Raw genomic sequence first — 25,470 nt, 5'->3', positions numbered from 1 at the left:
GAATTATTTGAATTTCAGAGAGCAGAAGATAACTATGATTGAAAAACATGATTATACAATCGATAACAAGTTTATTTTTGAGCACAGGACAAGTCGTATTTTTCTAAAAGATGATCCAGATCAACATATTGAATTATCTAAACCTGCCGCTCGATTATTTGGTGAAATCCTTTTATTAAATTTAAAGAAAGGTATTGCTACTCGAGACGAACTTCTTACAAATGTTTGGGAAGAATATGGTCTGGTTGGATCAAATAATAATTTAAACACCTATATCAGCGAAATAAGGAAAAAGCTTGAGCTGGTTGGTATTGATCCAAAAACAATTGTTACGGTTCCCAAAAAAGGATTTAGAATTGATAGTCATCTATCCAGTATTGCAATGGATAATGACAACAAGCAAACTGTATCCAATGAAATTATCACTTCAGATAATTATGGAATAACAGAAACACTTGTCACCCCATCTAAGAATTTGCTAATACCCCAAAATACTGAACTGACAAAAGTCGCTATTTCAGAGGGTGAAAATGAAATTTTAGAACTTAATACTTCAATAAGTAATAGCACCGATAATTCAAAGACGAAACCCATTGCAACTTCAGAAATCATTGCCACTAAAAATAGTAATCTAAAAGGTAGGATGCTTTTATTCGCTATCATTTCATTCATCTTTATTGGATCATTTTACTTATTTATCAATACACTAAAACCAAATAATGATAAAAGGAATAGCTATACAACATTTGGAAGCCGAGATAATTGCGTATTTCAATCTCCCATCAAAATGAATGAACAGGCAAAAAAAACCAATCTCGATTTTATTAATAAAAAGCTAGATAAATATAATATTGCCTGCGAAGAACCAAAACGAATTATTGTTCTTTCAGATGTCAATGCCTCTTACTCATTCGATAAAAATGCTGCAATTAGCGTTTGTAAAGAAAAAAATAATAAGTTTGACTGTGTTTCTATTAACGATCAGAGAATTTAAATGAAAAAGTATCTTATTACTGCGGCTCTAGCTGCGGTTATTATCCCCATTACTTATGTTACCTTTGCAAAAGATAAAGATGATGTAAAACTTTGTCATTCTGAAATTGTTTGGATAAAAGAAAATGGCACACCGGATGGTATTATCCTTAAATCTAAAATGTCATTACAGGTTTCAGACAATCATAATGGCAGAATGAATTTTTATGGTTATATAAAAAACCAAGAAACCATTTATCGATTAGATCGTGCTATTTATTTTTCCTATACACCGGTAGATAAAAAAGGTAATTATTTAATCGTGATGAATTCCTCATCAGTGACAAACTCTGATAGCACCCCTAATGACGTATTTACCAATTTCATTCAATTGGAAAAAGACAAAATAAAATATTATGTAAATGTGACTAGAATGGAGGATAATGTTTATATTTTGAAGGATGAGGCCTATTCTGCCTTCACCTGTTATGTTGAATAAGCATAAAGCTTAATAAGTTCTATATTAGAAATGCGTATTTTAGAATAAATAAAAAAGATTAAAAAAAAGCCTACCAACATTTACGTTTAAGTAGGCAAAACCGTCAACATGGGAAAATGACGAATACAAAATTCTTAACGCTTTACATTATGGAATGGTCATTACCAGTGTAATTACACCACTAAAGTTACCCGCTGCAACCGTACCATTCGTTTTCAATACAGATTCTACTGTCACAAGCTCATTCGTATTTGCTCTTGCATTGATGATCGTGCCAAACCAAGCCGGTTGACCGTTCAATGTCACTCGTGACATCAATTCACCATTCGGACGTAAATTCACATACTCTTGCAACATATTTGAAGAAACTTTTACTCGCATGTTTTGGTTACAAACAATCGAGAAGAATCCACGCTGCGTATTTCCATTCAGATCCCCAGTGTTCAATGTACCGTGATCTAATTCCATTCGGTTATTTGCAACATAATTGAAATAGCACTTACCGGCAGGTGGTGGCGCAATACCACAGATCCCACCGGGTAGCATTTTCGCAGAACTATTAGTGCGGTTTGTGTCTAAAAAGATACCGACACACTCATCTGCTGTAATCGCTCCGGAGTGACGACTATCCCCTCTTTTAGGAAAACTTAAACCGCATTGATTTTGCGCTGCATCAATAATTGATTGCATCGTCGGGTAAGTCGCGAAATTTATGGAACACTCCCAGTCTTTACGAGACCCTGCTCCCCCAATATTTGGCGCTGTATGTAAATGGTTAATCGTAAAATAACAGTTCCTAGCGCCACCAGAACCCAGAACAGAAACACATGGGTTTGGTTCCGTAGGAGAGCTAGCTCTCCAATAGTCAAATTGGTAATAATAGGTATGGCTACTCCCTGAAGAGACAATGTCTTCAACATACGAAAAATATGTCGACCCATAACCAAGAGAGCTTATAAAAAGCAACGGTATTAAAAATAACCTTTGAATTCGTTTTCCCATTTCAGTTCTCTTTATTTACTTAATAAAGCTTAATTAAATCAAAGCCATAAACTTTGATAATAAAATTACTCGTACTCAAATATAAATGTTGCAGTGGCTGATATTTTACCGACTTTCACTTGTTTATTATTCACAACATCCGATGTCGCTTTGATAAATGAATTAAACTGTAATTCATTCTTACCCGCTTTACTGATCGGCATTAGCGATGAAAATTGGTTAATTTTCATCGGGGTTCCATCAGTTAACTCAATAAAAATACCTAATCCAGGGTTTAAATCACTGCCCGTCAACGCAAGGGAACCCGGTAACAATAAGTTTTCAGTTCCAGAGAATTTCACTTTCAACTTTTGTGCAATGGTCAAATCGCAATCTGACAACACTAACGTGAAGGATTCATTCGGAAATTGAAATCCCGGCTCATAGATATCCAACAGTCGGATATCACCAAAATCGACTTCAACCTTTGAATTTTCTGGTAACACCACACAAGGTGCGTTCACCAGCGTCCCTTTGATTTTCATATTATTCTGCGCGGCTTGTGCAGGCATCGTTGCTACCGCAGCGAGGTTTCCCAGTAATGCAAATAAAATTCCAAAACGTATTTTCTTATTCATTATTGGTACTCCACTAGCATGGTTCCGCTTGCAATAAAGTCGCCCGTTTTCAGCTCTTTATTACCATCACGAACCAATACAGCCCAAAGTACCCCAGGGTTACTTGGGTTAATTAAATATTTTTTGCCTAAATCTAAAGTTTGATCGCCCAGTTGAAATTTAACCGCAAGATTGGTAATTCCTGTATTCAACCCATTAGTATCAAATGCACTTTTTGCGCCATTTAATGTTAAATACATGGCCCAATTGTTCTTGTTTTCTTCACACTGGATTTGGTAATTCACTTGTCTCTTTTGAGCATTACCTTGAATGGATTTAATGGAAACGTTACCAAACTCCACTTCAATATCTTTACCATTATCAATATGGCACGGTGGCGGCGTGATTAAATTACCTTTAATCAGAATGTCTGTTTCGTTATCTCTCGCCGTTGAAGAGAAAGGAAATAAGATAAACAGTAAAAACACCCCAATAAGCTTATAAATGTCCCGCATGTTTATCACCCTTATTGATACTCAACTTTGAGTGTCGCATTAGCCGTGAAGGCTTTCGCTGGCAAATCAGTACCGCTTTTCTTCACCAACACCGCAAATAATTTAGTCGGTGATGCAAAGTTAAAGGCACGCCTAGTTTTTAATGGGAAATCGCTGGTATCCGCCTTAAAAAGGACACCGAGATTATCGACACTCGTTTTAAGCACCCGCTGGTCAAATGCAGCGGGCGTGCCGTCAATATACATATTCAATTTTGGCTGAACGCCGTCTTTACAGGTAATGGTGTAGTCCATTGGCTGTTTATACACTTCACCTTCAATACGCGTTGTCATGACATCGCCAAAATCGACTTCTATGGCTTGTCCATTATTAATCTGGCAGGGTTTGGATAAGACGACACCTTTAATTTCTACATACAGGTAGCCTGAAAATCCAAGGGCACCTGACGTAAAAAGAGTCGATGATATCAATAATACCTTGGCTAAATTTTTAATAGACATCATAGCGGTAGACCTTATTTTCTAGGTACGACAGAACACTCAACCGCGCTGCAGTTAAATTTCAAGTCAATCGTACCGCCAAAATCGTTGAGATATACTAAGGTTGGTGATGCCCCGATATCCCCTGTATTTTTTCCTAAGCTAGTTTCACCACGTGGTGGAACCATAATAGGTTCAAAATCGGCAACTTCTGTCTTACCTTTGCTGAGTTTAGTGACTGATAGGAAGTAAGGGGTTGGGTTTTTAACGACATATCCACTACCCTGTTTCACCAGTTTAATATCGTTTTCTTGAGGAATAGTTTCCATTCTATCTTTCGTTGCAATCGCAGCGGGACGATAGAACAGTTTAATTTTTGTTTGTAACGCAATTTGTAATACATTGGCTTTCTCACTGCGCGGTGGTATTTCTCGCACGTTTAGGTAATAAACGCTTTCCTGATCTTTCGGTAATTTAGCGATAGCAGGTACAGACTGAATTTTAATTTGGCTTTTTGAATCCGCCTCAAGTCGGTGTACTGGCGGAGTCACAATAAAAGGTGAATTTACTTTTTCATCTTTATCATTTTCTATCCATGCTTGCGCCAAATAAGGGCTGGTTTTGTGTTCATTACTTAAACCTACGCTCACTGATTTATCGCCCTCGTTGTAAATCACACGAGTTCTATCAATAGCAATGGCTGCATAAGCTGATTGAGCCAATAATGAGGCACTTAAAATAGCGACCGCATTGCGTTTAGTTAATAAATTCATATATTCACCGTTGACGTTAAAAATTTTTTTTTAATTATTTACATGGCAGTAAAACATCATGCTCCATGTTGCTATCTAATTTTTCAGGCAGTTGAATATGGCATGAAGTATCATCACCCCATGTCACATCAAGCGACTCTGATGGGTTAACACCCGCTAAGTAAACAAAACCTTTATCTGAAATAATTCCGACTTCTATTTTTTTCGCATTTTTCACTGAAGCCCCAAATGGTGGATAGCTTCCATCAGCTAAGCTGATAATTCCCATTAATTTTTCACCCGTGATGACATTGAATTTACGGTAACCAATGGCACCTTCTGTCAGAGTTGCATACTGTGTGGATTGCAGCGCTTCTGCATTATCCGGCACATTTTTCAGATCAATATTTAAGTTATTACGGTTATAGTCCATCACACTGGTGACCACCGCTTTACCGTAACGGTTAGTTTTTATTGGTGTTACTCCATTTAAGATGGGTACATCTGCGACACCATTAGTATCGACTAATATTCTGGATCCGCCACGAACTGAGTTATTACGGTGTATCGCGCCACCTTCAGGTGTCATCGTCATACCGCCTTTTAACTGCATAGAAACGGCGGTTTGGTTATCCTGAATATAGGTACCACTCAAATTCAGCTGGCTTCTATCGCCATCGTAACTATATGTACCCGCGGTCGTGACTTTATCTTTATCCCAGTTACCTGCAGATACAGAGTAAGAAGAGCGATTATCAATTCGGCTATAATAGTTAACGTTATTAGAGTTATTCCCCCCAGAAAAGGAACTGGAATAACTTATGCTCGACTCATTTTTATTTAATGGGATCATGAGGTTTAAATAAACGCCATCATCATCACGGTCACGTGATTTCGTTTTATAAGCTGTTAAACTCAGGCTGATATTTTTTACTTTGCCAATATCAAAATAGTTTGAAAGCGTAAAGTTATACTGGTTGGTTGATGCTCTATTCCAATAGGTTTGGTGCGAATAGTTCAAATACATATTGGCGTTATAATCCGGGAACGCCGTACCAAAAATAATGGTATAAAGTTCTTTACCGCTATCGACCTTATCGCCTTTATAGCGACGGTCAATAAACTGACTCATTGACATATAATTTCGTTCAGAGAATCGATAACCCGCAAACGTAATCTGGCTGTTAATTTCATCAAACTGCTTAGAATACGTCAGGTTATAAGAGTTACCGGTTAACGTTTCATTGTCATCCAGTCGCCCCATTTGCGCGCGAGAAATGTTGATGTTTCCCGATAAAACACCAAATGGCGCAAAGTCACGACCTAAACCAAATGCAACGTTTTGATATTCAGATGATGCCTGTAAACCACCATAAACCGTGATATTGTTTGTCGCCCCCCAAGAGAGCGATCCCATGCTAAATGCAGGGCCTTGAGTATCATGGTCATCTTTTGTCGGTTTACCCATCACAAATTGATAAATCAGCTGACCAGGGCGTGTCAACGTACCCAGTCGAGAGGTTTCCACTCGATAGCTGCTTGTTGTGCCATCTTGCTCTTGAATCACTACATCCAGCGTACCGCCACCGAATGAGTTCACATCCTGAATACGGAATGGACCAGGGCTAACTTCTGTTTGATAAATAATACGACCATCTTGTTTTACCATGACTGTCGCATTCGTTTTTGCAACACCCGCAATTTCAGGCGCATAGCCTTGTAAGCGAGGTGGCAGCATGGATTCGTTGGTTTCTAAACTCGCACCAAGATAACGAATACTGTCAAACAGGTTTGACGCTAAATATTGCTCCCCGATCGTCAAACGCGCACTCAGTGAACGAATCGCTCTATAGGCGTATAATTGGTTCCAAGACCATGATTTACTACCTTTATTCAGCTCACCGTTTTGAGTTTGCCAATCGGCACGCAAACGCCATGCACCGAAGTTTGCACCCATTGTCCCTGTGGCCGTCAGACCTGATTTCGTTCCTTTATCGCCGGTTTGTCTATTAACAACGCGTCCTGTCGCGTTATAGTCAATAAATGCACCCATAATCCCGTCATCCCAACGAGATGGTGGGTCCCAATCAGGGTCTGAGTACTCCATGTAGGCCTGAGGAATATTGAACTGTACAACGTTCTTTGCCAAATCCCCTTGAATGGTCATATCCGGAACTGAGCGAATATCCAAACATTTTCCATCATCTAGCCATTTGACTTGGCTATTCCACTCCTTTTTTAATCCCAATAATGCATAAATTTCAGGCGTGATACATGCCAACGAAACTTTGTCGTCGTAATTAGGATTAAAAAAGGTGATAGGTTGTTCCATAGAAACTTTAGCGCGGTTAACTTCAATCGCTAAAGAGTAATCCCCAGGAGGGACATAGTTGGCATGAGAGAACTTACTGAAGTCGACGTTTTCTTTACCTTCAGAATCAATGAAGTCGGTGTTAAAATCAACGGCCTCTTCAGAGAATGCAACCATTGGCGTTAACATTAAAAGCATTAATTTTGTAATTAGATTTAGCTTCATGCTTTTCATTAACTATGCGCCTATACAAACAAATACAGTGAAGACGATATAAGAAATATGGCGTATGACTACGCCATATTGTTCTCTATAGGAACTGACTATTATTGGTAAACAATTTTGAAGTTAGCTACAGTGTCAAAACGACCTGTAGTAGCTTTTTGAGTTGGATCTTCGTTACCTTTAACGTACGCTGCGAAGTGCAGAGTAGTTTGTGAACCGTCACCATTGTTTAACGCGTAGCCGTCACCAGTACCTGGGAATGCTTTACCGAATTCAACGATTTTGTCAGCGCCGTTAGTGATTACGATACCAGCGTTTTTAACTTTACCGCCTAAGCCCAGTAAGTCACCAGTGAAGCCTTGGAAACCGTTTACTGTAGAACCAGTAAATGTGATTTTTGCGTTTTTGTAAGTTTCAGTAGAGCAGTTTTTCAGAACGATATCGAACGCTTTGCTGTCTGAACGGAATTGGTTAGAAGTCAGTTCGTGTAACGCGATTTCGCCGAATTCAACTAATTGCTTCAGGTTGTCAGCATCGATTGAACATGGAACGTCGTTAATGAAACCAGTAAAACGGATTTCACCTTGTGAGCTTTCTACTGGATCAGCAGCTAAAGCAACACCTGAAACGCCAACACCTAAACCTAAAGCTAGAGTTAATGCTAATTTATTCAGTTTCATAAAAGTTTTCCTTTAAATGAGTAGGAACTGCTATTTCTCTTTTTCTCTTTCCTGTTTCCACTGATGCAAAATTAAGTCCATTTACTTAATCAGTGCACCCTTGAAAATTCCTCTAGCTTTCCTACTTGATGAATTTCATTCAGGTTAGAGATTTTTTTATATAAACGAGCTCCATCTCATTTATGTGATTTAAAAAACAGAAATCATTAAGCCAACATTCTCACTTCTAAATTAATTACTGAGTCATTCAGTAATTAATTAAAATTGATATAGAACACTAAATGAATTCTGATAACTACCTTGTGATATTTTCTGATGTCAATTCTACATACGTGACATATGTTGTCAAAAACCACCCAAATAAAGCGTTGACTTGGTTTTTTATATCGGAAAAATGAGCAAAGACAACTTTTACCCACTGAATGAGTACTTAAATCTAAAGAAATGATGAATTACTTAGAAAGATTTATATGAAGACTTCATTTTGCATTTATAAAAATGTCTAAATATTGCAAAAAACCTATAAATATAAAAATCTATATTTATATTTAAATACAACTTAATAAACCGAACAGATGTAAATTTATTAGATTTAACATCTATCAAGTGTCTTTTTCGCGTCAGTAATCGCTACATAAGAAACAAGGGGTAAGATAAGTCTTAATTAAAATCAACGCTAAATAGTAACAATGAATTTCAATAATTGTTTTTATTTGGTTAAATTTAACACCCAATTATTAACTAAAATGTAGCAATTAATGATTTATTTAAAATAGAAAAAACCATCTCTTAAATAAGGAGTTCATTTTTTATTAATGTTGCCTTTATTAAAGTTAAAATTGCGTATTCAATTTAGTAAAAAATTGTTTATTTCATCACCACCATTTCAAACACAACAGAAATGGAAGTTATGGTAAACTAAACAGTAATAAAAACTTGAAGCTATCTAGGTGGGGCCAAACAAGATGAAAACAATCAGTGAAGACATGCTGCTTACGACGGCCGAACGTATTTGTCAGTCTCGAGGCGTGCGTTTGACCCCACAAAGAGAGACTGTTCTGCGATTAATTGCGCAGCAACACGGTGCGATCAGTGCTTATGATCTACTAGATTTACTGCGTGAAATAGAGCCTCAGGCTAAACCCCCTACCGTTTATCGCGGTTTAGAGTTCCTCATGGAACAAGGATTTATTCATAAAATTGAATCCACAAACAGCTATGTGGTTTGTCACCATGTGGATAATCCAAGCCATATTTCAGTGATGTTGATTTGCGATAATTGTGGCAATGTGACCGAAAGTGACTGCACGACTATCGAACAAGCGATTAGCACACTAGCGGAAGAAAATCATTTTCATCTCAGGCATACGGTGGTAGAAAACCATGGTTTATGTCAAAAATGTTTTGAGATTTCCAATTGCCAAGATCATGAACACTGTGAGCATAACCATCACGCCACGGTCAGTTCAAAAAAGAAGTGATATAGAATAAGTGGTCTACAGGAAGTAAAATAAAGGAAGCTATATAGCAACATGGAAGATGGCTATATAAAGAAAAACAGTATGAAAATAGCTATATAAAGAAAGGCTATTCAAAAAATAGAGATATTGAGTCTGCTGCCAGACTCAATCACTCATCATCAATGCCAGTCACTGTTACGGATAACCCCAACAGCTAGACCTTCGATAGTAAAATTCTGTTCGCGTAAATCAACCACAATTGGTGCAAAATCAGAGTTTTCAGCAATAAGCTCAACGCGATTGCCTTGTTGCTTAAAGCGTTTAACAGTAACTTCATCTTCGATACGTGCCACAACAATTTGCCCATTATGGACATTCTGTGTTTTATGTACCGCAAGTAAATCACCATCCATGATACCGATATCTTTCATCGACATACCATTTACGCGTAATAAAAAGTCTGCGTGTGGTTTAAATAATTCTGGGTCGACTTGGTAATGGCTTTCAATATGTTCTTGTGCAAGCAATGGTTCGCCAGCAGCAACACGTCCAATCAGAGGAAGTCCTAAATCTTCGGATTCTTCTTCTAACAACAGACGAATGCCTCTGGAAGCTCCAGAAACAATCTCAATTACCCCTTTACGAGCTAAGGCTTTTAAATGTTCTTCTGCCGCATTAGGCGAACGAAAACCCAAACTTGCTGCTATCTCAGCGCGTGTTGGTGGCATGCCCGTTTGCGAAATGTGGTCACGCACCAGATCGTAAACTTGCTGTTGTCGAGCTGTCAGTGCTTTCATCCCGTTCCCCTGTTTGTTTATACAGTCAGACTGTGAGTATATACAGGTAAATGGGTATTGGGAACTGTTAAATTAGCCAAAACCTGCTTTTGTTGATGAATTTCTGGCTTTTTATCTCTTTTACTGTTTTTAGCCCACTAAGCCGTAAAATAACGTGCCCATAATACGGTTCCCCAGATAAACAGAGCTAATCCTATCGTGACGAACACGGCTGCGGAGCCGATATCTTTCGCTCGCCCAGATAATTCATGGTATTCACTGCCAATACGATCAACAACCGCCTCAATTGCACTGTTAATTAACTCAACGATTGCGACTAATACAACTGAACCAATCAACAAAACTCTGTCAATTTGGCTAATATCCAAGTAAAAAGCTATAATTATCGCAATGATAGCAGCAATCGCTTCTTGACGAAATGCAGCTTCATTTACCCATGCTGCTTTTAAACCTTTAAGGGAGTATCCAGCCGCTTTGATGACTCGAGTGAGTCCCTTAGTTTGACTTGCCATATTTTTTCCTTAATTTTTAAACAATAATCAACTTTTGCAGTCAAAGTGAATTATCGATAACAGATCTAAACGTTGCTTTCTGCTATGATTGCGCAGCATTACTAACAAGAGGCTATAATCATTTATGTCACTATGGCGTAAAATATATTACAACACGTTGAATTTACCACTGAAATTATTGGTAAAAAGTAAACTAATCCCAACGGATCCGATAACAGAGTTACAGCTTGACCCAAGCAAGCCAACGCTGTACGTCTTGCCATATCACTCAAAGTCCGACCTGCTCACGCTTCGCCAACAATGCTTAGCGATTGGTTTACCTGATCCGCTAGTGGATAACGACATCAATGGCACCAAGCTTCCAGCCTATGTGTTTATTGATGATGGTCCGCGCGTGTTCCGTTACTACTCCCCAGATCCACGTAAAGAGTCAGTAAAAATATTCCATGCGTATCTGGATTTGCATAAAAACAATCCAAATCTTGATATTCAAATGCTACCTGCATCCGTCATGTTTGGACGTGCGCCGGGTCGCGAAGGGCATAAGCCTGCCCCGCTAAAACTCTTAAACGGTGTGCAAAAATTCTTTGCAGTCCTGTGGTTAGGGCGCGATAGCTTTGTACGTTTCTCTCCGAGTATTTCTCTTGGCCAGATGGCGCAAGAACATGGCACCGACACCATCATTGCCAATAAACTTGCTCGCGTAGCACGTATTCACTACTCTCGTCAGCGTTTAGCTGCGGTCGGGCCAAAACTGCCTGCCCGTTATGAGCTATTTAATAAGCTGCTATCCTCTAAAGCGATTGAAAAAGCCGTTGAAGACGAAGCGCGCAGTAAAAAAATCCCATTACAAAAAGCCCAGCAAAATGCCGTGGCGATGATGGAAGAGATTGCAGCTAACTTCTCTTATGAAGCAGTGCGACTGACTGACCGTGTACTCGGTTGGACATGGAACCGCTTATACCAAGGGATCAATGTTCAACATGCTGAGCGCGTTCGCCAGCTGGCGCAAGATGGTCACGAAATTGTGTATGTGCCCTCTCACCGTAGCCATATGGACTACCTGCTGCTTTCTTATGTGCTTTATCACCAAGGCTTGGTGCCACCACACATTGCGGCGGGTATTAACCTTAACTTTTGGCCAGCCGGTCCTATTTTCCGCCGTTTAGGTGCATTCTTTATTCGCCGTACGTTCAAAGGCAATAAACTCTATTCCACCGTATTCCGCGAATACCTCAGTGAGCTATTTGCTCGCGGCTATTCGATTGAATACTTTGTGGAAGGCGGTCGTTCACGTACAGGTCGCTTACTGGAACCGAAAACTGGTACCTTGTCGATGACCCTACAAGCGATGCTACGCGGAGACTCCCGCCCTATCACCATCGTTCCTATCTATATTGGTTACGAGCATGTGATGGAAGTAGGAACTTACGCAAAAGAGCTGCGTGGCGCTGAGAAAGAGAAAGAAGGCTTCTTCTCCATGGTACGTGGTCTGCGTAAACTACGTAATTTGGGTCAAGGTTATGTGAACTTTGGGCAACCAATTTCACTGACCCAGTACTTAAATAACCGCGTACCAAATTGGCGTGAATCTATCGACCCGATTGAACCACAGCGCCCGAGCTGGTTAAACCCAACCGTCAGCAGCTTAGCCGATAACATTATGGTGAATATCAATAATGCGGCAGCTGCCAACGCGATTAACCTATGTTCAACGGCATTGTTGGCTTCACGTCAGCGCTCGCTCACCCGTGAACAACTGCTTGAACAAATCGAGTGCTATCTACAGCTACTGCGCAATGTGCCTTACACTGCCGATGCAACTACGCCGAACAAAACGGCTGAAGAGCTGCTTGAACACGCTTTGCAGATGAACAAGTTTGAAGTCGAAAAAGACAGCATGGGGGATATTATTATTCTGCCACGCGAAAATGCCGTCTTAATGACCTATTACCGTAACAATATTCATCACTTACTGGTTCTGCCTTCGCTTATCGCCAGCATTGTGCTGCACCATGAGCGCATTAGCCGTGATGCAATCCACCAGCAAGTTGCGCTGATTTATCCATTCCTGAAAGCTGAGCTGTTTATGCGTTATGACGCAAACGCGCTTACGGAAACAGTGGATACATTGATTGATGAGCTGAATAACCAACAACTGATCTGCTTGAAAGATGAGAATATGGTGGTGTTAAATCCTCGCCGTATCCGTCCGTTACAGCTACTGGCAGCTGGTGTTCGTGAAACACTGCAACGCTACGCCATTACACTGTCATTGCTCAATGCAAGCCCAGAAGTCAGCCGCAATACGTTAGAGAAAGAGAGTCGTATGCTCGCGCAGCGTCTGTCCGTTCTGCACGGTATTAACGCCCCTGAATTCTTTGATAAAGCCGTGTTCTCAACACTGGTCGATACCCTCAAAGAAGAAGGCTATATCGACAATAACGAGAATGATATTTTCTCGACGAATGCGAAGAACTTGTACGCCGTGCTTGCACGCTTGATGTCACCGGAAATCCGTCTGACCATTGAGAGCGTTAGCCAAACTGAAGAACTTTCTGCACCAAAACCAGCGCCGAAAAATACGCCGGAAAGTGCTGATGAAGACTCAGAAACCTCGCAAGAGTAATATCGCAACTCAATGATATTCAGCAATAAAAAAGGGTAATGCATCTGCATTACCCTTTTTCTTATCCCGTTTTAGCGGTTAAAAATAACTAATCACCATACCGATAAACAGAATAAAGCCAACATAGTTATTATTCATAAACGCTTTGAAACACGGCGCTCGTTCTCGGTTCACCATCAATTGCTGTTGATAAACAAACAGCGCAGCGGCTAGCACTAACGAACCATAATAAACCATGCCTAAGTTAGCCAATGAGCCAATCACCACCAGCAAGCCAACCATCACAATTTGCAGCAAACCAATAATCAGCTTGTCATATTGACCGAACAGAATCGCCGTTGATTTCACGCCAATTTTTAAATCATCGTTACGATCGACCATGGCATACTGCGTGTCATAAATCACTGACCAGATGATATTCACTAAAAACAGTAACCAACAAACTAGTGGTAAGGACTCACTAACTGCTGAGAATCCCATCGGGATTGACCAGCCAAATGCAGCGCCCAAGACTACTTGAGGCAAATGGCTCACACGTTTCACAAACGGGTAGATCCACGCTAGCGCTAAGCCTGCGACCGATAACCAGATGGTCATGGTATTCAGACTCAATACCAATAAGAAAGAGAGCCCTACCAACGCAGCAAATAGAATTTTTGCTTCTTTTTCCGTAACATCACCGCTAGGCAGTGGTCGGTGTTTAGTTCTTTCTACATGCCCATCGAAATTACGATCAGCAAAGTCATTGATAACACAGCCTGCGGCACGCATTAAAAATACACCGGCCGTAAAGACAATCAGAATATGCAAACTTGGCGTGCCTTGGGCGGCAATCCACAGCGCCCAATAGGTTGGCCACAGTAATAACAGTGAGCCAATAGGTCTATCAATACGCATTAAACGGCTGTATGCATGCCATTTACTTAGCGCCATACTTCCCTCCACGTTATCGTGCTCCTTTATGCTTCTATTTTACCCATAAACGTTATTTGAATTATGTTAGATAGTTATCTATATGCAGGTGATTCAGGTAAAAATATTTCGGTTAATAATAATGGTTTTTGGGACAATCTAAGTAGGGAGCGGCGTACCCAGCGGTCAGCGCTGGATCCCATTTCAATATAATCTCGGGTTAGGTTTTCATGACTAAAGAGGTAGCGCCCTAATGGGACACGCCCAATATCCACTAATTTTTTGTCATTATCAGTGAGCGTCTCTTCTGGGATCAGCGTTCTGCCAATCAACCAAGGGATATTATCCCCATACATAATCACTTCCCGTAGCCAATAACGCTCACTAATTGGTAAGCATTTTTGTTCGTCGGCGGTGAGCATATCCAGTGAGATATAGCGTTCTAAATAAGGTATTACCGTCACTTTCTGACTATGCTGCTCAAACCGCTTGGTCATCGACCCTTGCTCTTGCAACCAATCTAATACACTTTCAGGAACACTCTCGTCGCCCTCTTCTAACCAGTTTATCGGGTGAGAGGTAAAAATCGTTTCAGGCATTCAATCAAATTCCACCATAGTAATTATGGTTATCCCCTGATTGCTACTCAAGCTTGTTAACGTCTAGCGTATTAAAGCCACAACCAGCATCGTTCATCTAAATTATTGGGCGATAGAATAGCACGTTGTTATTGTGCAAGGTTAAAGATAGATAACAATTTATATAAAAAGTCGCTAATTCAACACAAATTGTAAAAATTTTGTGAAAAATATTTGATTTATAATGAGTTAGCTTAAAAATCGTATTTTATTAGGATACTAATAGCCTGCCAATTACAGGCTATTAGTCGCTTAAAAAAACGCCATTAACGCCAGTTTTTATAGCAATTAATCAGCCCATTGGTAGAGCTATCATGGCTCTCTACCGCTTGGCTATTTTCCAATTCAGGCAGAATACGGCTCGCCAGTTGCTTACCTAACTCAACCCCCCATTGGTCAAAGGTGAAAATATTCAAAATTGCACCTTGGGTAAAGATTTTATGCTCATACATAGCGATCAGCGCCCCTAATGAATACGGAGTGATCTCTTTAAGTAAAATAGAGTTAGTTGGGCGGTTGCCTTCAAACACTTTGTAAGGCGCCACATATTCCATCTCTTTGACAGTTTTACCTTGCGCAGCAAATTCAGCATCCACCACTTCACGGGTTTTACCGAAGGCTAATGCTTCCGTTTGTGCAAAGAAGTTAGACAGCAACTTAGCATGGTGATCCCCCAGCGGGTTATGTGTCACTGCCGGCGCAATAAAGTCACATGGGATCATTTTTGTCCCTTGGTGAATTAACTGGTAAAACGCATGTTGCCCGTTAGTTCCCGGTTCACCCCAAATAATCGGACCTGTTTGGTAAGTGACTGCATTGCCATTACGGTCAATATATTTCCCGTTTGATTCCATATTGCCTTGTTGGAAATAGGCGGCAAAGCGATGCATGTATTGGTCGTATGGGAGAATCGCTTCAGTTTCTGAACCAAAAAAGTTGTTGTACCAGATGCCGATCAGCGCTAATAAAACAGGGATATTGCTTTCTAGAGGCGTTTGCGTGAAGTGCTTATCCATTGCATGAGCACCGCTCAGTAATTGAACGAAATTCTCATAACCGACGGATAAGATGATAGACAAACCAATCGCTGACCACAGAGAGTAACGACCACCAACCCAATCCCAGAATTCAAACATGTTATTGGTATCAATACCAAATTTTGCGACTTGTTCGCTGTTCGTTGAAAGCGCCACAAAATGCTTCGCAATATGTTTTTCATCTTTGGCAAACGTCAATAACCACTCACGCGCTGAATGCGCATTGGTCATGGTTTCTTGCGTCGTAAATGTTTTCGATGCAATCAGGAATAACGTAGTTTCAGGATTGAGATCCTTCAATGTTTCTGCAATTTGAGTACCATCAACGTTAGAAACAAAATGCATATTTAAATGGTTCTTATAAGGACGTAGCGCCTCAGTCACCATAAATGGTCCCAGATCTGAACCACCAATCCCAATGTTCACCACATCAGTAATGGCTTTACCGGTGTATCCTTTCCACTCGCCACTGATAATGCGTGCGCTGAATTGCTGCATTTTTTCCAGTACCGCGTTCACTTCTGGCATCACATCTTTGCCATCCACCAGCACTGGGGTATTGTCGCGGTTACGTAATGCGGTATGCAGCACAGCACGATCTTCAGTGCGGTTGATTTTCTCACCACTGAACAGACTTTTGATTGCATCTTCCAGTTGCGTTTCTTTGGCTAATGCCAAAAGTTTGTCCAATGTCTCTTGTGTAATACGGTTTTTGGAGAAATCCACTAAGATTTGGTCATCAAAAGTGGCTGAAAACTTCGTAAAGCGCTGTTTATCTTGTGCAAATAAGTCACGCATATGCACATTTTTCATGTCTGCATAATGCTGCTCTAGCGCTCGCCATGCCGCCGTCTGGCTTGGATTGATACTTTTCATGGATAACACCTCCAAAACAATTTCAAATAATAATAGATTGTAACTCGCCGAGGACACGAAGCTTATCGGTTTTCTGCGTTCTCATAATCTGCTGTTGTTAGGTCTATTCTCCCAAACCTAACGGCCACTGTCATCTCATCCCAAAAATGATATTGAGAAAACCGATAATCATTTGCCCATCATTAGAATTACTGATTTACCTCGATTCATTATTGACGATACGTGCCAAAGTCGATAAATCTATTACTCCAACGTATTTCAAGCTGTTGATGTCGTGCCGTATTCGGCCTGCGCCGCAGGAATTATTTTGGGTTCATGCATTATTTAAAGATAGGCGGTTTAATTAAAGGGATTGGAAAATGAATACAGTAGCTGGCAGTAATCAGTTTGTTATCGCAAAATTCGGCGGCACAAGCGTCGCTAACTTCGACGCCATGAATAAAAGTGCGGATATCGTACTGGCAAATGATCAAGTTCGTGTGGTTGTGCTTTCTGCAAGTGCAGGGATCACCAACTTACTCATTGAACTCGCTGAAGGCTGCGACACTGATAAACGCAATGAGCTACTGCAAAGAGTCAAACAGACTCAGTATGACATTATCGAACACCTGCAAACTGCGAACGTTATTCGCGAAGAAATCGACCGTCTACTTGAGAACATCGCTCATTTAGCTGATTCCGCCTCTCTTGCCACTTCTGATGCCTTAACGGACGAAATGGTCAGCCACGGTGAGATTATGTCCACATTACTGTTTGTGGAAGTATTGCGCCAGCGCGGGGCATCCTCACAATGGTTTGATGTCCGTAAAGTGATGAGAACCAATGAAAGCTTTGGTCGTGCTGAGCCGGATCTTGAACAGCTACAAGTGCTCGCACAGCAGCAATTACTTCCACGCTTAGCCGAATCGATTGTTATCACTCAAGGGTTTATTGGGCGTGATGCCAAAGGGCGCACTACCACACTAGGGCGCGGAGGAAGTGACTATACCGCTGCCTTACTGGCTGAAGTATTGAACCTATCCCGCGTAGATATTTGGACGGATGTACCCGGCATTTACACCACCGACCCTCGTGTGGTGCCGAATGCCCAAAAAATCGATGAAATCGCCTTTGATGAAGCCGCTGAAATGGCAACTTTCGGAGCAAAAATTCTGCATCCAGCCACGTTATTACCCGCAGTGCGTGCGGGGATCCCTGTATTCGTCGGCTCGAGTAAAGCCCCAGAAGCAGGCGGGACGATTGTCAGCGACCAAACGGAAAACCCTCCGCAATTTAGAGCGCTCGCATTACGCCGCAAACAAACGTTACTGACCTTGCACAGTTTGAAAATGCTGCATGCACGTGGTTTCCTGGCAGAGATTTTTACTATCTTGCTGCGCCATAATATTTCCGTGGATTTGATCACCACGTCGGAAGTGAGTGTCGCACTGACATTAGATACAACGGGCTCAACAGGCACTAATGGTAGCTTGCTGACTAATGCCTTAATGACCGAATTATCCGCGCTGTGCCGTGTAGAAGTGGAAGAAAACCTGGCTCTGGTGGCGATTATTGGTAACCAACTTTCACAAGTGAACGGGCTCGGCAAACAGATTTTCGGCGCGTTGGAATCCTTTAATATCCGTATGATCAGCTACGGTGCTAGCAGCCATAATATTTGTCTGCTTGTGCCAGGTAACGACGCGGAAGAGATTGTTCGCACACTGCACAATAATCTTTTTGAGTGATAGCGGATAGCTAACCATAAATAATAGCAATCCATAAACGATAACGGGCAATCTTTTGATTGCCCGTTTGACTTGCTAATAAAAATAAATTTAACGACTTAGGAAAGAGGTAATCAGCCCACTAAACGTCGACTCACCTGCAAAAGCATAAGTGCTTTTTAGCTCTTCTCCGCGAATATCTGCAAAGCGCGCTAACGCTAATTCTTTGCTATTCGCCTCAATCTCTTCAAACTGCTTTTGGTAACCCATATTCACTAACTCGGTAGCATTTTGGGTTTCAGTCATCTCTAACGCAACAACTTCGTCAGATTTAATAAAAAAACAATAAGTGCTCATTTAACACCTCATTTTTTCATGCTCAAAAAACAACTAAACTCGTTCTAATCTAATGGAGAGATTTACAACAAAGACTCAACAAAGAACCAGTTAATAAAACTATACTTCATTATTTAGCTAAATAAAAATAGCTTCCTAATTCACAAAGATTGATAAATTTTATGGTGTAGAAATACGTAATTATCTTAAAAGAAAGAGTAAGAAAGTAATTTTTAAGAATATCAAAATGATATTTGTCATTACGATGAAAACAGCAAAATAGATAGAGATGATTAAAAGCCAACAGTATTAATAAGGTTATTGGCTTTTAAATGAAATGGAATGGATTCTTTCAGTGATTCATTTTTTAGAAGGCAATGAATTTTTTACACTTTCTGTATATTGCAGCATATTCGCTTTTGCATTATGGTCTTTTTGCAATAATGCTAAGTTATTTTTTGCGGTCACATTACCCAGTTTATCCGCACGCTCAAACCACATAATAGCGCGGAAAATATTTTTACTGCCACCTTCTCCTCGGGCATACATTACGCCGAGGTTATTTTGCGCATCACTGTTTTCTTTGAATGCCGCAGACTCCAAAAGCTCCCGTGCTTTTTGGCTATCTTGCTGAACCCCAGTTCCAGTCAGATAAAAAATCGCTAACTGGTTTTTTGCTTCCATATTGTCTTCTTTAGTGACTTCCAGCCACTTCACAATCTGCTGGATCTCAACATCTTTCAACTGACCCGCCAGATATAAGTTCGCTAACTTTAATTGTGCGTCGACAATATCTGAATCCGCTAATTCGATATACCACTGGGTGGCTTTCGCCATATCCGGTTTAACGCCGCCAAGGCCTTTTTCATAATACTCAGCCACTTTCATAGCGGCTTCAGCAGATTCATTATCTGCCGCCATTTGGTACCATTTGAAGGCTTCGCTCAGGTCTTGCCCAACGCCATCGCCTGTCTCATACGCTTGCGCTAACGCATATTGAGCCGAAAATTCACCTTGGTTTGCCGCGCGCTTATACCAGTAAACGGCTTGGTAGTTATTTTGCTCAACGAGCGGATGACCTTTGCTGTAAAAGTCTCCCATATTTTTTTGTGCAACTGGGGAGCCCATGTTCGCGGCTTGGCGATACAGGTAAATCGCCGTATCCTCATCTTTTTCCATGCCTTCGCCATTTTCATACATCACGGCTAAGTTGTTCACGGCAGAGGCTACGCCATTACGTGCACTGCGCTCATACCATGTAAAAGCTTTATTGTAGTCAATATCACCACCAAGCCCATCATGGTAGAACAACCCAATGGCAAACTGTGCATACTCTTGCTCTTGTTCTGCGGCCTCATAATACCAAGCGCGAGCTTGTTTATAGTCTTTTTCGACACCTAAACCACGCTCAAATAAATAGCCCATCGCATATTGGCAGTATGCATCGCCTTTTTCGGCGCATTTACGATACCAATTACCCGCTTGCTCATAATCCTTTTTGCGCTGTGCCAGCATCCCGATGTAGTAATCACCATCATTGCTATTTAAATCAGAAGCTTTCTTAAACCAGTAATAGGCTTTATTTTCATCGGAATCGAGAAAGTCTGTGCCATCCAAATAAGCGACACCCACGTCAATCATGGCATCAACTTTACCCGCATTGGCCTCTTTAATACTGCTTTGAAAATCGGTTGGAAGGTTGCTTGGCTCAGTCACTTCAAGGGCTTTAGGTAAAGGTTCAACTAAAGCGGAGTCCGCCTGAGGCGTCAAAACCACAGGGGTGATAATTGGGTTGGAAGATTGGTTAGCAGCCGCTTTGGTTGGCTGGTTATGAAACGAACCCGACTCTATTGGCTCTGCTTGCACATAAGGGGCACAGATAATGCAGAAACTAAATAAGAGAGAGGGTAATTTCATGACATTTACTCACAGCTTGGCATTGACCACTGCTATATAAGATATCATTCCCATACAAAAATCATAAGGACTATAAGCAGAAAATAACCAAATGATGTGAATTTTTAAGAAAATAATTTGGGTGATTATCGTAATTGGTTATAAAACGAGCTAATCACCCTCTAATTAATAATTAAATTGTCTTAATGCCCAAAATTAATTAACGCGATATCCACCATGCTTACTGGCAAATAAATTAAACTTACCCCACTCAATTAAAATCAATTCCAATTTTTGATGGCTAATTTTGCATAGCGTCGATATTTGGGAAACCACAAAATGGTTTTCACCCACTAATTCTTCTGAAAATACCTCGGCAATTAATCCACTCTCTTTCGCTGTAATTAACCAGCCATCATTGGTCGCAAATTTATGAACCGGAACCATACCTTCTTTGGTACTTTCTTTAGAGAGTAACTTATCTTCCGCTTGTTGCGCTTGATAAAACGCGTCGATTTCCTCTTGTGAAGGGATCGGCTCAACCCGCTCTTGGTTTTCCAAGAACAGATAAATTTCTTCTGCTCTTGCTGGCGTTAACTCGCTTCTTAACCAAATTTGGTTAAAGCAATGTTCCGTCAATGAATCTTCAGTATCCAATTTGTCCATGATTTGCAAAATACTCATCATGGCACTCACCGCGTCTTCGCTCATCATAAATGTCTCTGGCGCGGCGCTATTTTGGATCTGATAAGGATAAACTACCGAGGACGGCAGTTTTCCTTCAATTATAAATTCATAGCTCATCATTTGCTCCCAATAGATTTCCTACCTATAAGATGGAGGCGAATAACTGAAAAATCAATCTTATGGATCAAATCAATCTTCTGGGTCATAGCCTAAGTTTGGCGCTAACCAGCGTTCTAATTCTGCGACCGTCATTCCTTTGCGTTTGGCATAATCTTCAATTTGATCTTTTTGCACTTGTGCCACCGCAAAGTATTTACTATCAGGGTGACTAAAGTACCAACCCGACACCGAGGCTCCCGGCCACATTGCGTAAGAGCTAGTCAGTTTCATACCAATTTTGTCTTCCACATTCAGAAGTTGCCAGATTTTTTCCTTTTCTGTGTGTTCAGGGCAAGCGGCATAACCCGGTGCAGGGCGAATGCCTTGATAATTTTCACGGATCAACTCTTCGTTGCTCAGTGCTTCCTCTGACGCATAGCCCCAATACTGGGTTCTAACTTGTTGATGCAGATATTCCGCAAAAGCTTCTGCTAAGCGATCAGACAAGGCTTTCACCATGATTTTATTATAATCATCGTGGGTATTTTCATACTGCTCAGCCAGCTCATCCTCTTCTAACCCGCCAGTCACGGCAAATGCACCAATATAATCCGCTTTACCGCTCTCTTTAGGTGCCACAAAATCGGATAAACAGTAGTTCGGAAAATCGGTTTTCAACGTTTGTTGGCGTAAATTAAGTGCCACCACTTGGACTTCATCCCGAGCATCGGAACGATAGATTTCCACATCATCCACCACGCGGTTTGCTGGGAAAATTCCAAAAATCCCTTTTGGCGTCAGTAAGTTTTGGCTTTCCAACGTGTCGAGCATCGCATTGGCATCAGACAACAATTTGCGCGCCTCTTCCCCGACCACTTCATCTTCGAGAATTCGCGGGTATTTACCAGCCAATGACCATGTCATAAAGAATGGTGTCCAATCGATATAGTCACGCAATGTTTTAATGGAAGCCGTCACTTCTTGAACGCCTAGGAATTTAGGAACCGGCGGCTGGTACTGTTGCCAATCAATATTCACCCCATTAGCGCGAGCGGCTTCTAATGTAACGGGTGGCGTTCTTGGTTTTTTGCGCCCATGTTGCAGGCGAACCGTCTCATACTCACGACGCGTTCGGGCAACAAACTCGGCTTTTTGGGTTGCTGAAAGTAATGCAGCGACGACCCCCACCGTACGGGATGCGTTCTGCACATAGACCGTAGGTCCTGAATAGTTTTGCTCGATTTTCACCGCAGTATGAGCTTTCGAGGTCGTTGCGCCTCCAATCAATAGTGGTAAGGTAAACCCTTGTCGCTCCATCTCCTTTGCCACATGCACCATCTCATCCAATGACGGCGTAATCAGACCCGATAAACCGATAATATCGACGTTTTGTTCCCGGGCGGTTTTTAGGATCGTTTCACACGGCACCATGACGCCTAAATCAATGATTTCATAGTTATTACACTGTAAAACGACACCCACAATATTTTTGCCAATGTCGTGTACGTCCCCTTTCACCGTCGCTAGTAATACTTTACCTGCACTGCTTCCCGACTGTTTTAGCTCCTGAATATACGGCTCTAAGTACGCCACGGCTTGCTTCATCACGCGGGCGGATTTCACCACTTGGGGCAGGAACATTTTTCCTTCACCAAATAAGTCACCCACCACGTTCATGCCGTTCATTAGCGGGCCTTCAATCACTTCGATCGGGCTTGACGCACGTTGGCGAGTCTCTTCCGTATCTTGGATAATAAATTCCGTAATCCCTTTCACTAGCGAGTATTCAAGCCGTTTTTCCACTTCCCAGCTGCGCCATTCCGCTTGTTGAACTTGCTGCTCCTGTCCTCCTGTTCCACGGTATTTTTCAGCCAGTTCCAGTAGCTTTTCAGTGCCGTCTTCTCGGCGATTGAGGATCACATCTTCTACCGCGTTTTTGAGCTCGGCGGGAAGATCGTCATAAATGGCCAGTTGCCCCGCATTGACGATCCCCATATCCATCCCATTGCGGATCGCGTGATACAGGAAAACAGCGTGAATTGCCTCACGCACCGGATCATTGCCTCGGAATGAGAAAGAGACGTTAGACACCCCACCTGAGATCAACGCATGGGGCAGTTGATCTTTGATATCTTTACAGACTTCAATAAAATCAACAGCATAGTTATTATGCTCTTCAATCCCCGTAGCAACTGCAAAAATATTCGGGTCAAAAATAATATCTTCAGGTGGAAAACCGACCGTTTCCGTTAATATTTGGTATGCGCGGCGGCAAATTTCGATTTTACGCTCGCGGGTATCAGCTTGCCCCACTTCATCGAACGCCATGACCACCATTGCCGCACCATATTTACGGACTAATTTGGCGTGTTCAATAAAGGCATCAACCCCCTCTTTCATGGAGATGGAGTTCACGATCCCTTTGCCTTGGATGCACTTCAGCCCTTTTTCGATCACGTCCCATTTCGAGGAGTCGATCATAATAGGCACTCGTGCAATATCAGGTTCTCCCGCGATCAAATTCAGAAAACGCACCATCGCCGCGTGGGAATCTAACATGCCCTCATCCATATTGATGTCGATGATCTGCGCGCCGTTTTCCACTTGTTGGCGAGCGATATCAAGGGCTTCTTGGTAATTTTCTTCTTTAATTAAACGCTTAAATTTTGCAGAGCCTGTGACGTTAGTGCGCTCACCAACGTTCACAAATAGAGATTGCGCACCAATATTCAGCGGTTCTAAACCGGATAACCGACATTCCACAGGTAATTTTGGTAACTGGCGAGGTTTTAGTCCCTCAACGGCTTGTGCCATTTTTTGGATGTGAAGTGGCGTGGTACCACAGCATCCACCGACGATATTTAAAAAGCCAGCCTCCGCCCATTCGCGGATCTGCTGCGCCATATTTTGGGCATCAAGATCGTATTCACCGAATGCATTCGGTAACCCTGCATTGGGGTGAGCGCTAACATAGCACTCTGAAATACGAGATAATTCAGCGATATATTGACGCAGTTCATCAGGTCCCAATGCGCAATTAAGCCCAAATGATAACGGCTGAGAGTGGCGCAATGAGTTGTAAAATGCTTCCGTGGTTTGCCCCGATAAAGTTCGCCCCGAAGCATCAGTGATAGTCCCTGAAATCATCACAGGCAAGTGGATCCCAAGGGATTCAAATTCAGTTTCTACGGCAAAAATCGCCGCTTTTGCATTTAATGTGTCAAAGATAGTTTCGATCATGATCAGATCGACACCACCCTTAATCAGCGATCGTGTGGATTCACGATACGCGTCCACCAGCAGATCAAACGTCACGTTGCGATAGGCCGGATCATTCACATCAGGGGAGATCGATGCTGTACGGTTTGTTGGTCCCAGAACCCCAGCCACATAACGCGGTTTTTCTGGGGTTTTACATGTCCACTCATCGGCACATTCACGAGCAAGGCGAGCTGCGGTTTCATTTATTTCCGCAGAAAGTGCTTCCATTTTATAATCCGCCATCGCAATGGTGGTGGAGTTAAACGTATTGGTTTCAACAATATCCGCCCCTGCCGCAAAATATTGGCTATGGATATCGCGAATAATCTCAGGTTGAGTTAGCACAAGTAAGTCATTGTTGCCTTTCAAGTCGCTTGGCCAATCTGCAAAACGCTCGCCGCGAAACTGCTCTTCAGAGAGTTTATGGCGTTGGATCATCGTTCCCATCGCACCATCTAGGACGAGAATTCTATTTTTTAATTGTTGTTCTAATTGGTTTTTCTTGCTGGACACTGCACTGTCCTCCTGAAAATGATAATCCCTCGGCTTAATCTGCCCCATGCTGTGACTTCGCACAGCTAAATCGTCAATGA

General features: G+C 41.7%; 21 protein-coding genes. 5 read left to right on the top strand and 16 right to left on the bottom strand.

All coding sequences use genetic code 11. The features are described 5' to 3' along the window. The first annotated feature begins 34 nt into the window (after positions 1-34). The gene (locus M5X66_RS02075; protein ID WP_036955363.1) at positions 35-994 is read left to right on the top strand and encodes a winged helix-turn-helix domain-containing protein; all 960 of its coding nucleotides are present in this window, start codon (positions 35-37) and stop codon (positions 992-994) included. Then, positions 995-1,471, top strand: a complete 477-nt coding sequence (locus M5X66_RS02070) for a FidL-like protein (RefSeq protein ID WP_108479285.1) — start codon at positions 995-997, stop codon at positions 1,469-1,471. A 147-nt stretch (positions 1,472-1,618) separates the two neighbouring features. Here the strand turns inward: M5X66_RS02070 and M5X66_RS02065 are convergent, their stop codons facing one another. The 7 genes from M5X66_RS02065 to M5X66_RS02035 all read right to left on the bottom strand — a co-directional run bounded on the left by M5X66_RS02065 (position 1,619) and on the right by M5X66_RS02035 (position 8,031). Then, the gene (locus tag M5X66_RS02065; RefSeq protein ID WP_270103833.1) at positions 1,619-2,473 is read right to left on the bottom strand and encodes an MrpH family fimbial adhesin; all 855 of its coding nucleotides are present in this window, start codon (positions 2,471-2,473) and stop codon (positions 1,619-1,621) included. Between the two features lie 65 nt (positions 2,474-2,538). Further along, positions 2,539-3,090: a fimbrial protein gene (locus M5X66_RS02060; RefSeq protein WP_211887905.1), complete on the bottom strand. Its 552-nt coding sequence runs from the start codon at positions 3,088-3,090 to the stop codon at positions 2,539-2,541. Next, on the bottom strand, positions 3,090-3,584 hold the full coding sequence (locus M5X66_RS02055; RefSeq protein ID WP_270103832.1) for a fimbrial protein: 495 nt from the start codon (positions 3,582-3,584) through the stop codon (positions 3,090-3,092). The genes M5X66_RS02060 and M5X66_RS02055 overlap by 1 nt, the downstream gene beginning before the upstream one ends. Positions 3,585-3,595: 11 nt before the next feature. Continuing rightward, complete coding sequence (locus tag M5X66_RS02050; RefSeq protein WP_036955381.1) at positions 3,596-4,087, bottom strand: fimbrial protein; 492 nt, start codon at positions 4,085-4,087, stop codon at positions 3,596-3,598. Between the two features lie 11 nt (positions 4,088-4,098). Next, a complete protein-coding gene (locus M5X66_RS02045; protein WP_108479282.1) occupies positions 4,099-4,836 on the bottom strand; it encodes a fimbria/pilus periplasmic chaperone in 738 nt (245 codons plus the stop codon). A 34-nt stretch (positions 4,837-4,870) separates the two neighbouring features. Further along, positions 4,871-7,351, bottom strand: coding sequence for a fimbria/pilus outer membrane usher protein (locus M5X66_RS02040; protein WP_230082443.1), 2,481 nt, complete (start codon positions 7,349-7,351; stop codon positions 4,871-4,873). A gap of 101 nt (positions 7,352-7,452) precedes the next feature. Next, positions 7,453-8,031: a fimbrial protein gene (locus M5X66_RS02035; protein WP_036955392.1), complete on the bottom strand. Its 579-nt coding sequence runs from the start codon at positions 8,029-8,031 to the stop codon at positions 7,453-7,455. Positions 8,032-8,996: 965 nt separating this feature from the next. Between M5X66_RS02035 and zur the strand changes: the two genes are divergently transcribed. Further along, complete coding sequence (zur, locus tag M5X66_RS02030) at positions 8,997-9,512, top strand: zinc uptake transcriptional repressor Zur (protein ID WP_036955395.1); 516 nt, start codon at positions 8,997-8,999, stop codon at positions 9,510-9,512. 158 nt (positions 9,513-9,670) lie between these two features. Here the strand turns inward: zur and lexA are convergent, their stop codons facing one another. Together lexA and M5X66_RS02020 are read right to left on the bottom strand one after the other, a co-directional pair. Next, positions 9,671-10,288, bottom strand: a complete 618-nt coding sequence (lexA, locus tag M5X66_RS02025; RefSeq protein WP_036955398.1) for a transcriptional repressor LexA — start codon at positions 10,286-10,288, stop codon at positions 9,671-9,673. Positions 10,289-10,425: 137 nt separating this feature from the next. Next, positions 10,426-10,800: a diacylglycerol kinase gene (locus M5X66_RS02020; protein ID WP_154634461.1), complete on the bottom strand. Its 375-nt coding sequence runs from the start codon at positions 10,798-10,800 to the stop codon at positions 10,426-10,428. A gap of 124 nt (positions 10,801-10,924) precedes the next feature. Between M5X66_RS02020 and plsB the strand changes: the two genes are divergently transcribed. Continuing rightward, the gene (gene plsB / locus M5X66_RS02015) at positions 10,925-13,429 is read left to right on the top strand and encodes a glycerol-3-phosphate 1-O-acyltransferase PlsB (RefSeq protein WP_154599664.1); all 2,505 of its coding nucleotides are present in this window, start codon (positions 10,925-10,927) and stop codon (positions 13,427-13,429) included. A gap of 78 nt (positions 13,430-13,507) precedes the next feature. Here the strand turns inward: plsB and ubiA are convergent, their stop codons facing one another. From ubiA to pgi, 3 genes are all read right to left on the bottom strand, one after another. After that, complete coding sequence (gene ubiA / locus M5X66_RS02010) at positions 13,508-14,362, bottom strand: 4-hydroxybenzoate octaprenyltransferase (RefSeq protein ID WP_036955408.1); 855 nt, start codon at positions 14,360-14,362, stop codon at positions 13,508-13,510. A 74-nt stretch (positions 14,363-14,436) separates the two neighbouring features. Further along, positions 14,437-14,940, bottom strand: a complete 504-nt coding sequence (ubiC, locus tag M5X66_RS02005) for a chorismate lyase (RefSeq protein WP_036955412.1) — start codon at positions 14,938-14,940, stop codon at positions 14,437-14,439. A 305-nt stretch (positions 14,941-15,245) separates the two neighbouring features. Next, positions 15,246-16,892, bottom strand: a complete 1,647-nt coding sequence (pgi, locus tag M5X66_RS02000) for a glucose-6-phosphate isomerase (protein WP_154634460.1) — start codon at positions 16,890-16,892, stop codon at positions 15,246-15,248. A gap of 359 nt (positions 16,893-17,251) precedes the next feature. Here pgi and lysC point away from each other — a divergent pair, with 359 nt between their 5' ends. Beyond that, a complete protein-coding gene (lysC, locus tag M5X66_RS01995) occupies positions 17,252-18,619 on the top strand; it encodes a lysine-sensitive aspartokinase 3 (RefSeq protein ID WP_036955418.1) in 1,368 nt (455 codons plus the stop codon). 90 nt (positions 18,620-18,709) lie between these two features. Here lysC and M5X66_RS01990 read toward each other — a convergent pair whose 3' ends face one another. The 4 genes from M5X66_RS01990 to metH form a co-directional block, all read right to left on the bottom strand. Next, complete coding sequence (locus tag M5X66_RS01990; RefSeq protein WP_036955421.1) at positions 18,710-18,955, bottom strand: hypothetical protein; 246 nt, start codon at positions 18,953-18,955, stop codon at positions 18,710-18,712. Between the two features lie 339 nt (positions 18,956-19,294). Continuing rightward, on the bottom strand, positions 19,295-20,851 hold the full coding sequence (locus M5X66_RS01985; protein ID WP_036955425.1) for an SEL1-like repeat protein: 1,557 nt from the start codon (positions 20,849-20,851) through the stop codon (positions 19,295-19,297). 195 nt (positions 20,852-21,046) lie between these two features. Then, entirely contained in the window at positions 21,047-21,634 is a 588-nt protein-coding gene (locus M5X66_RS01980; protein WP_036955429.1) for a hypothetical protein, read from the bottom strand. A 72-nt stretch (positions 21,635-21,706) separates the two neighbouring features. After that, positions 21,707-25,390: a methionine synthase gene (gene metH / locus M5X66_RS01975; RefSeq protein WP_270103831.1), complete on the bottom strand. Its 3,684-nt coding sequence runs from the start codon at positions 25,388-25,390 to the stop codon at positions 21,707-21,709. Positions 25,391-25,470 lie beyond the last annotated feature (80 nt).

Origin of the sequence: Providencia sp. PROV188 (genome assembly GCF_027595165.1) — a bacterium.
Taxonomy (GTDB): Bacteria; Pseudomonadota; Gammaproteobacteria; order Enterobacterales; family Enterobacteriaceae; genus Providencia; species Providencia lanzhouensis.
The sequence above is the reverse complement of the archived record's forward strand: the minus strand, read 5'-3'. Positions and strand labels throughout refer to the sequence as shown.

Bases quoted from the DNA above. Each gene is read 5' to 3' on its own strand.
- M5X66_RS02075 (WP_036955363.1), top strand. From the start codon at position 35: ATGATTGAAAAACATGATTATACAATCGATAACAAGTTTATTTTTGAG.
- M5X66_RS02070 (WP_108479285.1), top strand. From the start codon at position 995: ATGAAAAAGTATCTTATTACTGCGGCTCTAGCTGCGGTTATTATCCCC.
- M5X66_RS02065 (WP_270103833.1), bottom strand. From the start codon at position 2,473: ATGGGAAAACGAATTCAAAGGTTATTTTTAATACCGTTGCTTTTTATA.
- M5X66_RS02060 (WP_211887905.1), bottom strand. From the start codon at position 3,090: ATGAATAAGAAAATACGTTTTGGAATTTTATTTGCATTACTGGGAAAC.
- M5X66_RS02055 (WP_270103832.1), bottom strand. From the start codon at position 3,584: ATGCGGGACATTTATAAGCTTATTGGGGTGTTTTTACTGTTTATCTTA.
- M5X66_RS02050 (WP_036955381.1), bottom strand. From the start codon at position 4,087: ATGATGTCTATTAAAAATTTAGCCAAGGTATTATTGATATCATCGACT.
- M5X66_RS02045 (WP_108479282.1), bottom strand. From the start codon at position 4,836: ATGAATTTATTAACTAAACGCAATGCGGTCGCTATTTTAAGTGCCTCA.
- M5X66_RS02040 (WP_230082443.1), bottom strand. From the start codon at position 7,351: ATGAAGCTAAATCTAATTACAAAATTAATGCTTTTAATGTTAACGCCA.
- M5X66_RS02035 (WP_036955392.1), bottom strand. From the start codon at position 8,031: ATGAAACTGAATAAATTAGCATTAACTCTAGCTTTAGGTTTAGGTGTT.
- zur (WP_036955395.1), top strand. From the start codon at position 8,997: ATGAAAACAATCAGTGAAGACATGCTGCTTACGACGGCCGAACGTATT.
- lexA (WP_036955398.1), bottom strand. From the start codon at position 10,288: ATGAAAGCACTGACAGCTCGACAACAGCAAGTTTACGATCTGGTGCGT.
- M5X66_RS02020 (WP_154634461.1), bottom strand. From the start codon at position 10,800: ATGGCAAGTCAAACTAAGGGACTCACTCGAGTCATCAAAGCGGCTGGA.
- plsB (WP_154599664.1), top strand. From the start codon at position 10,925: ATGTCACTATGGCGTAAAATATATTACAACACGTTGAATTTACCACTG.
- ubiA (WP_036955408.1), bottom strand. From the start codon at position 14,362: ATGGCGCTAAGTAAATGGCATGCATACAGCCGTTTAATGCGTATTGAT.
- ubiC (WP_036955412.1), bottom strand. From the start codon at position 14,940: ATGCCTGAAACGATTTTTACCTCTCACCCGATAAACTGGTTAGAAGAG.
- pgi (WP_154634460.1), bottom strand. From the start codon at position 16,892: ATGAAAAGTATCAATCCAAGCCAGACGGCGGCATGGCGAGCGCTAGAG.
- lysC (WP_036955418.1), top strand. From the start codon at position 17,252: ATGAATACAGTAGCTGGCAGTAATCAGTTTGTTATCGCAAAATTCGGC.
- M5X66_RS01990 (WP_036955421.1), bottom strand. From the start codon at position 18,955: ATGAGCACTTATTGTTTTTTTATTAAATCTGACGAAGTTGTTGCGTTA.
- M5X66_RS01985 (WP_036955425.1), bottom strand. From the start codon at position 20,851: ATGAAATTACCCTCTCTCTTATTTAGTTTCTGCATTATCTGTGCCCCT.
- M5X66_RS01980 (WP_036955429.1), bottom strand. From the start codon at position 21,634: ATGAGCTATGAATTTATAATTGAAGGAAAACTGCCGTCCTCGGTAGTT.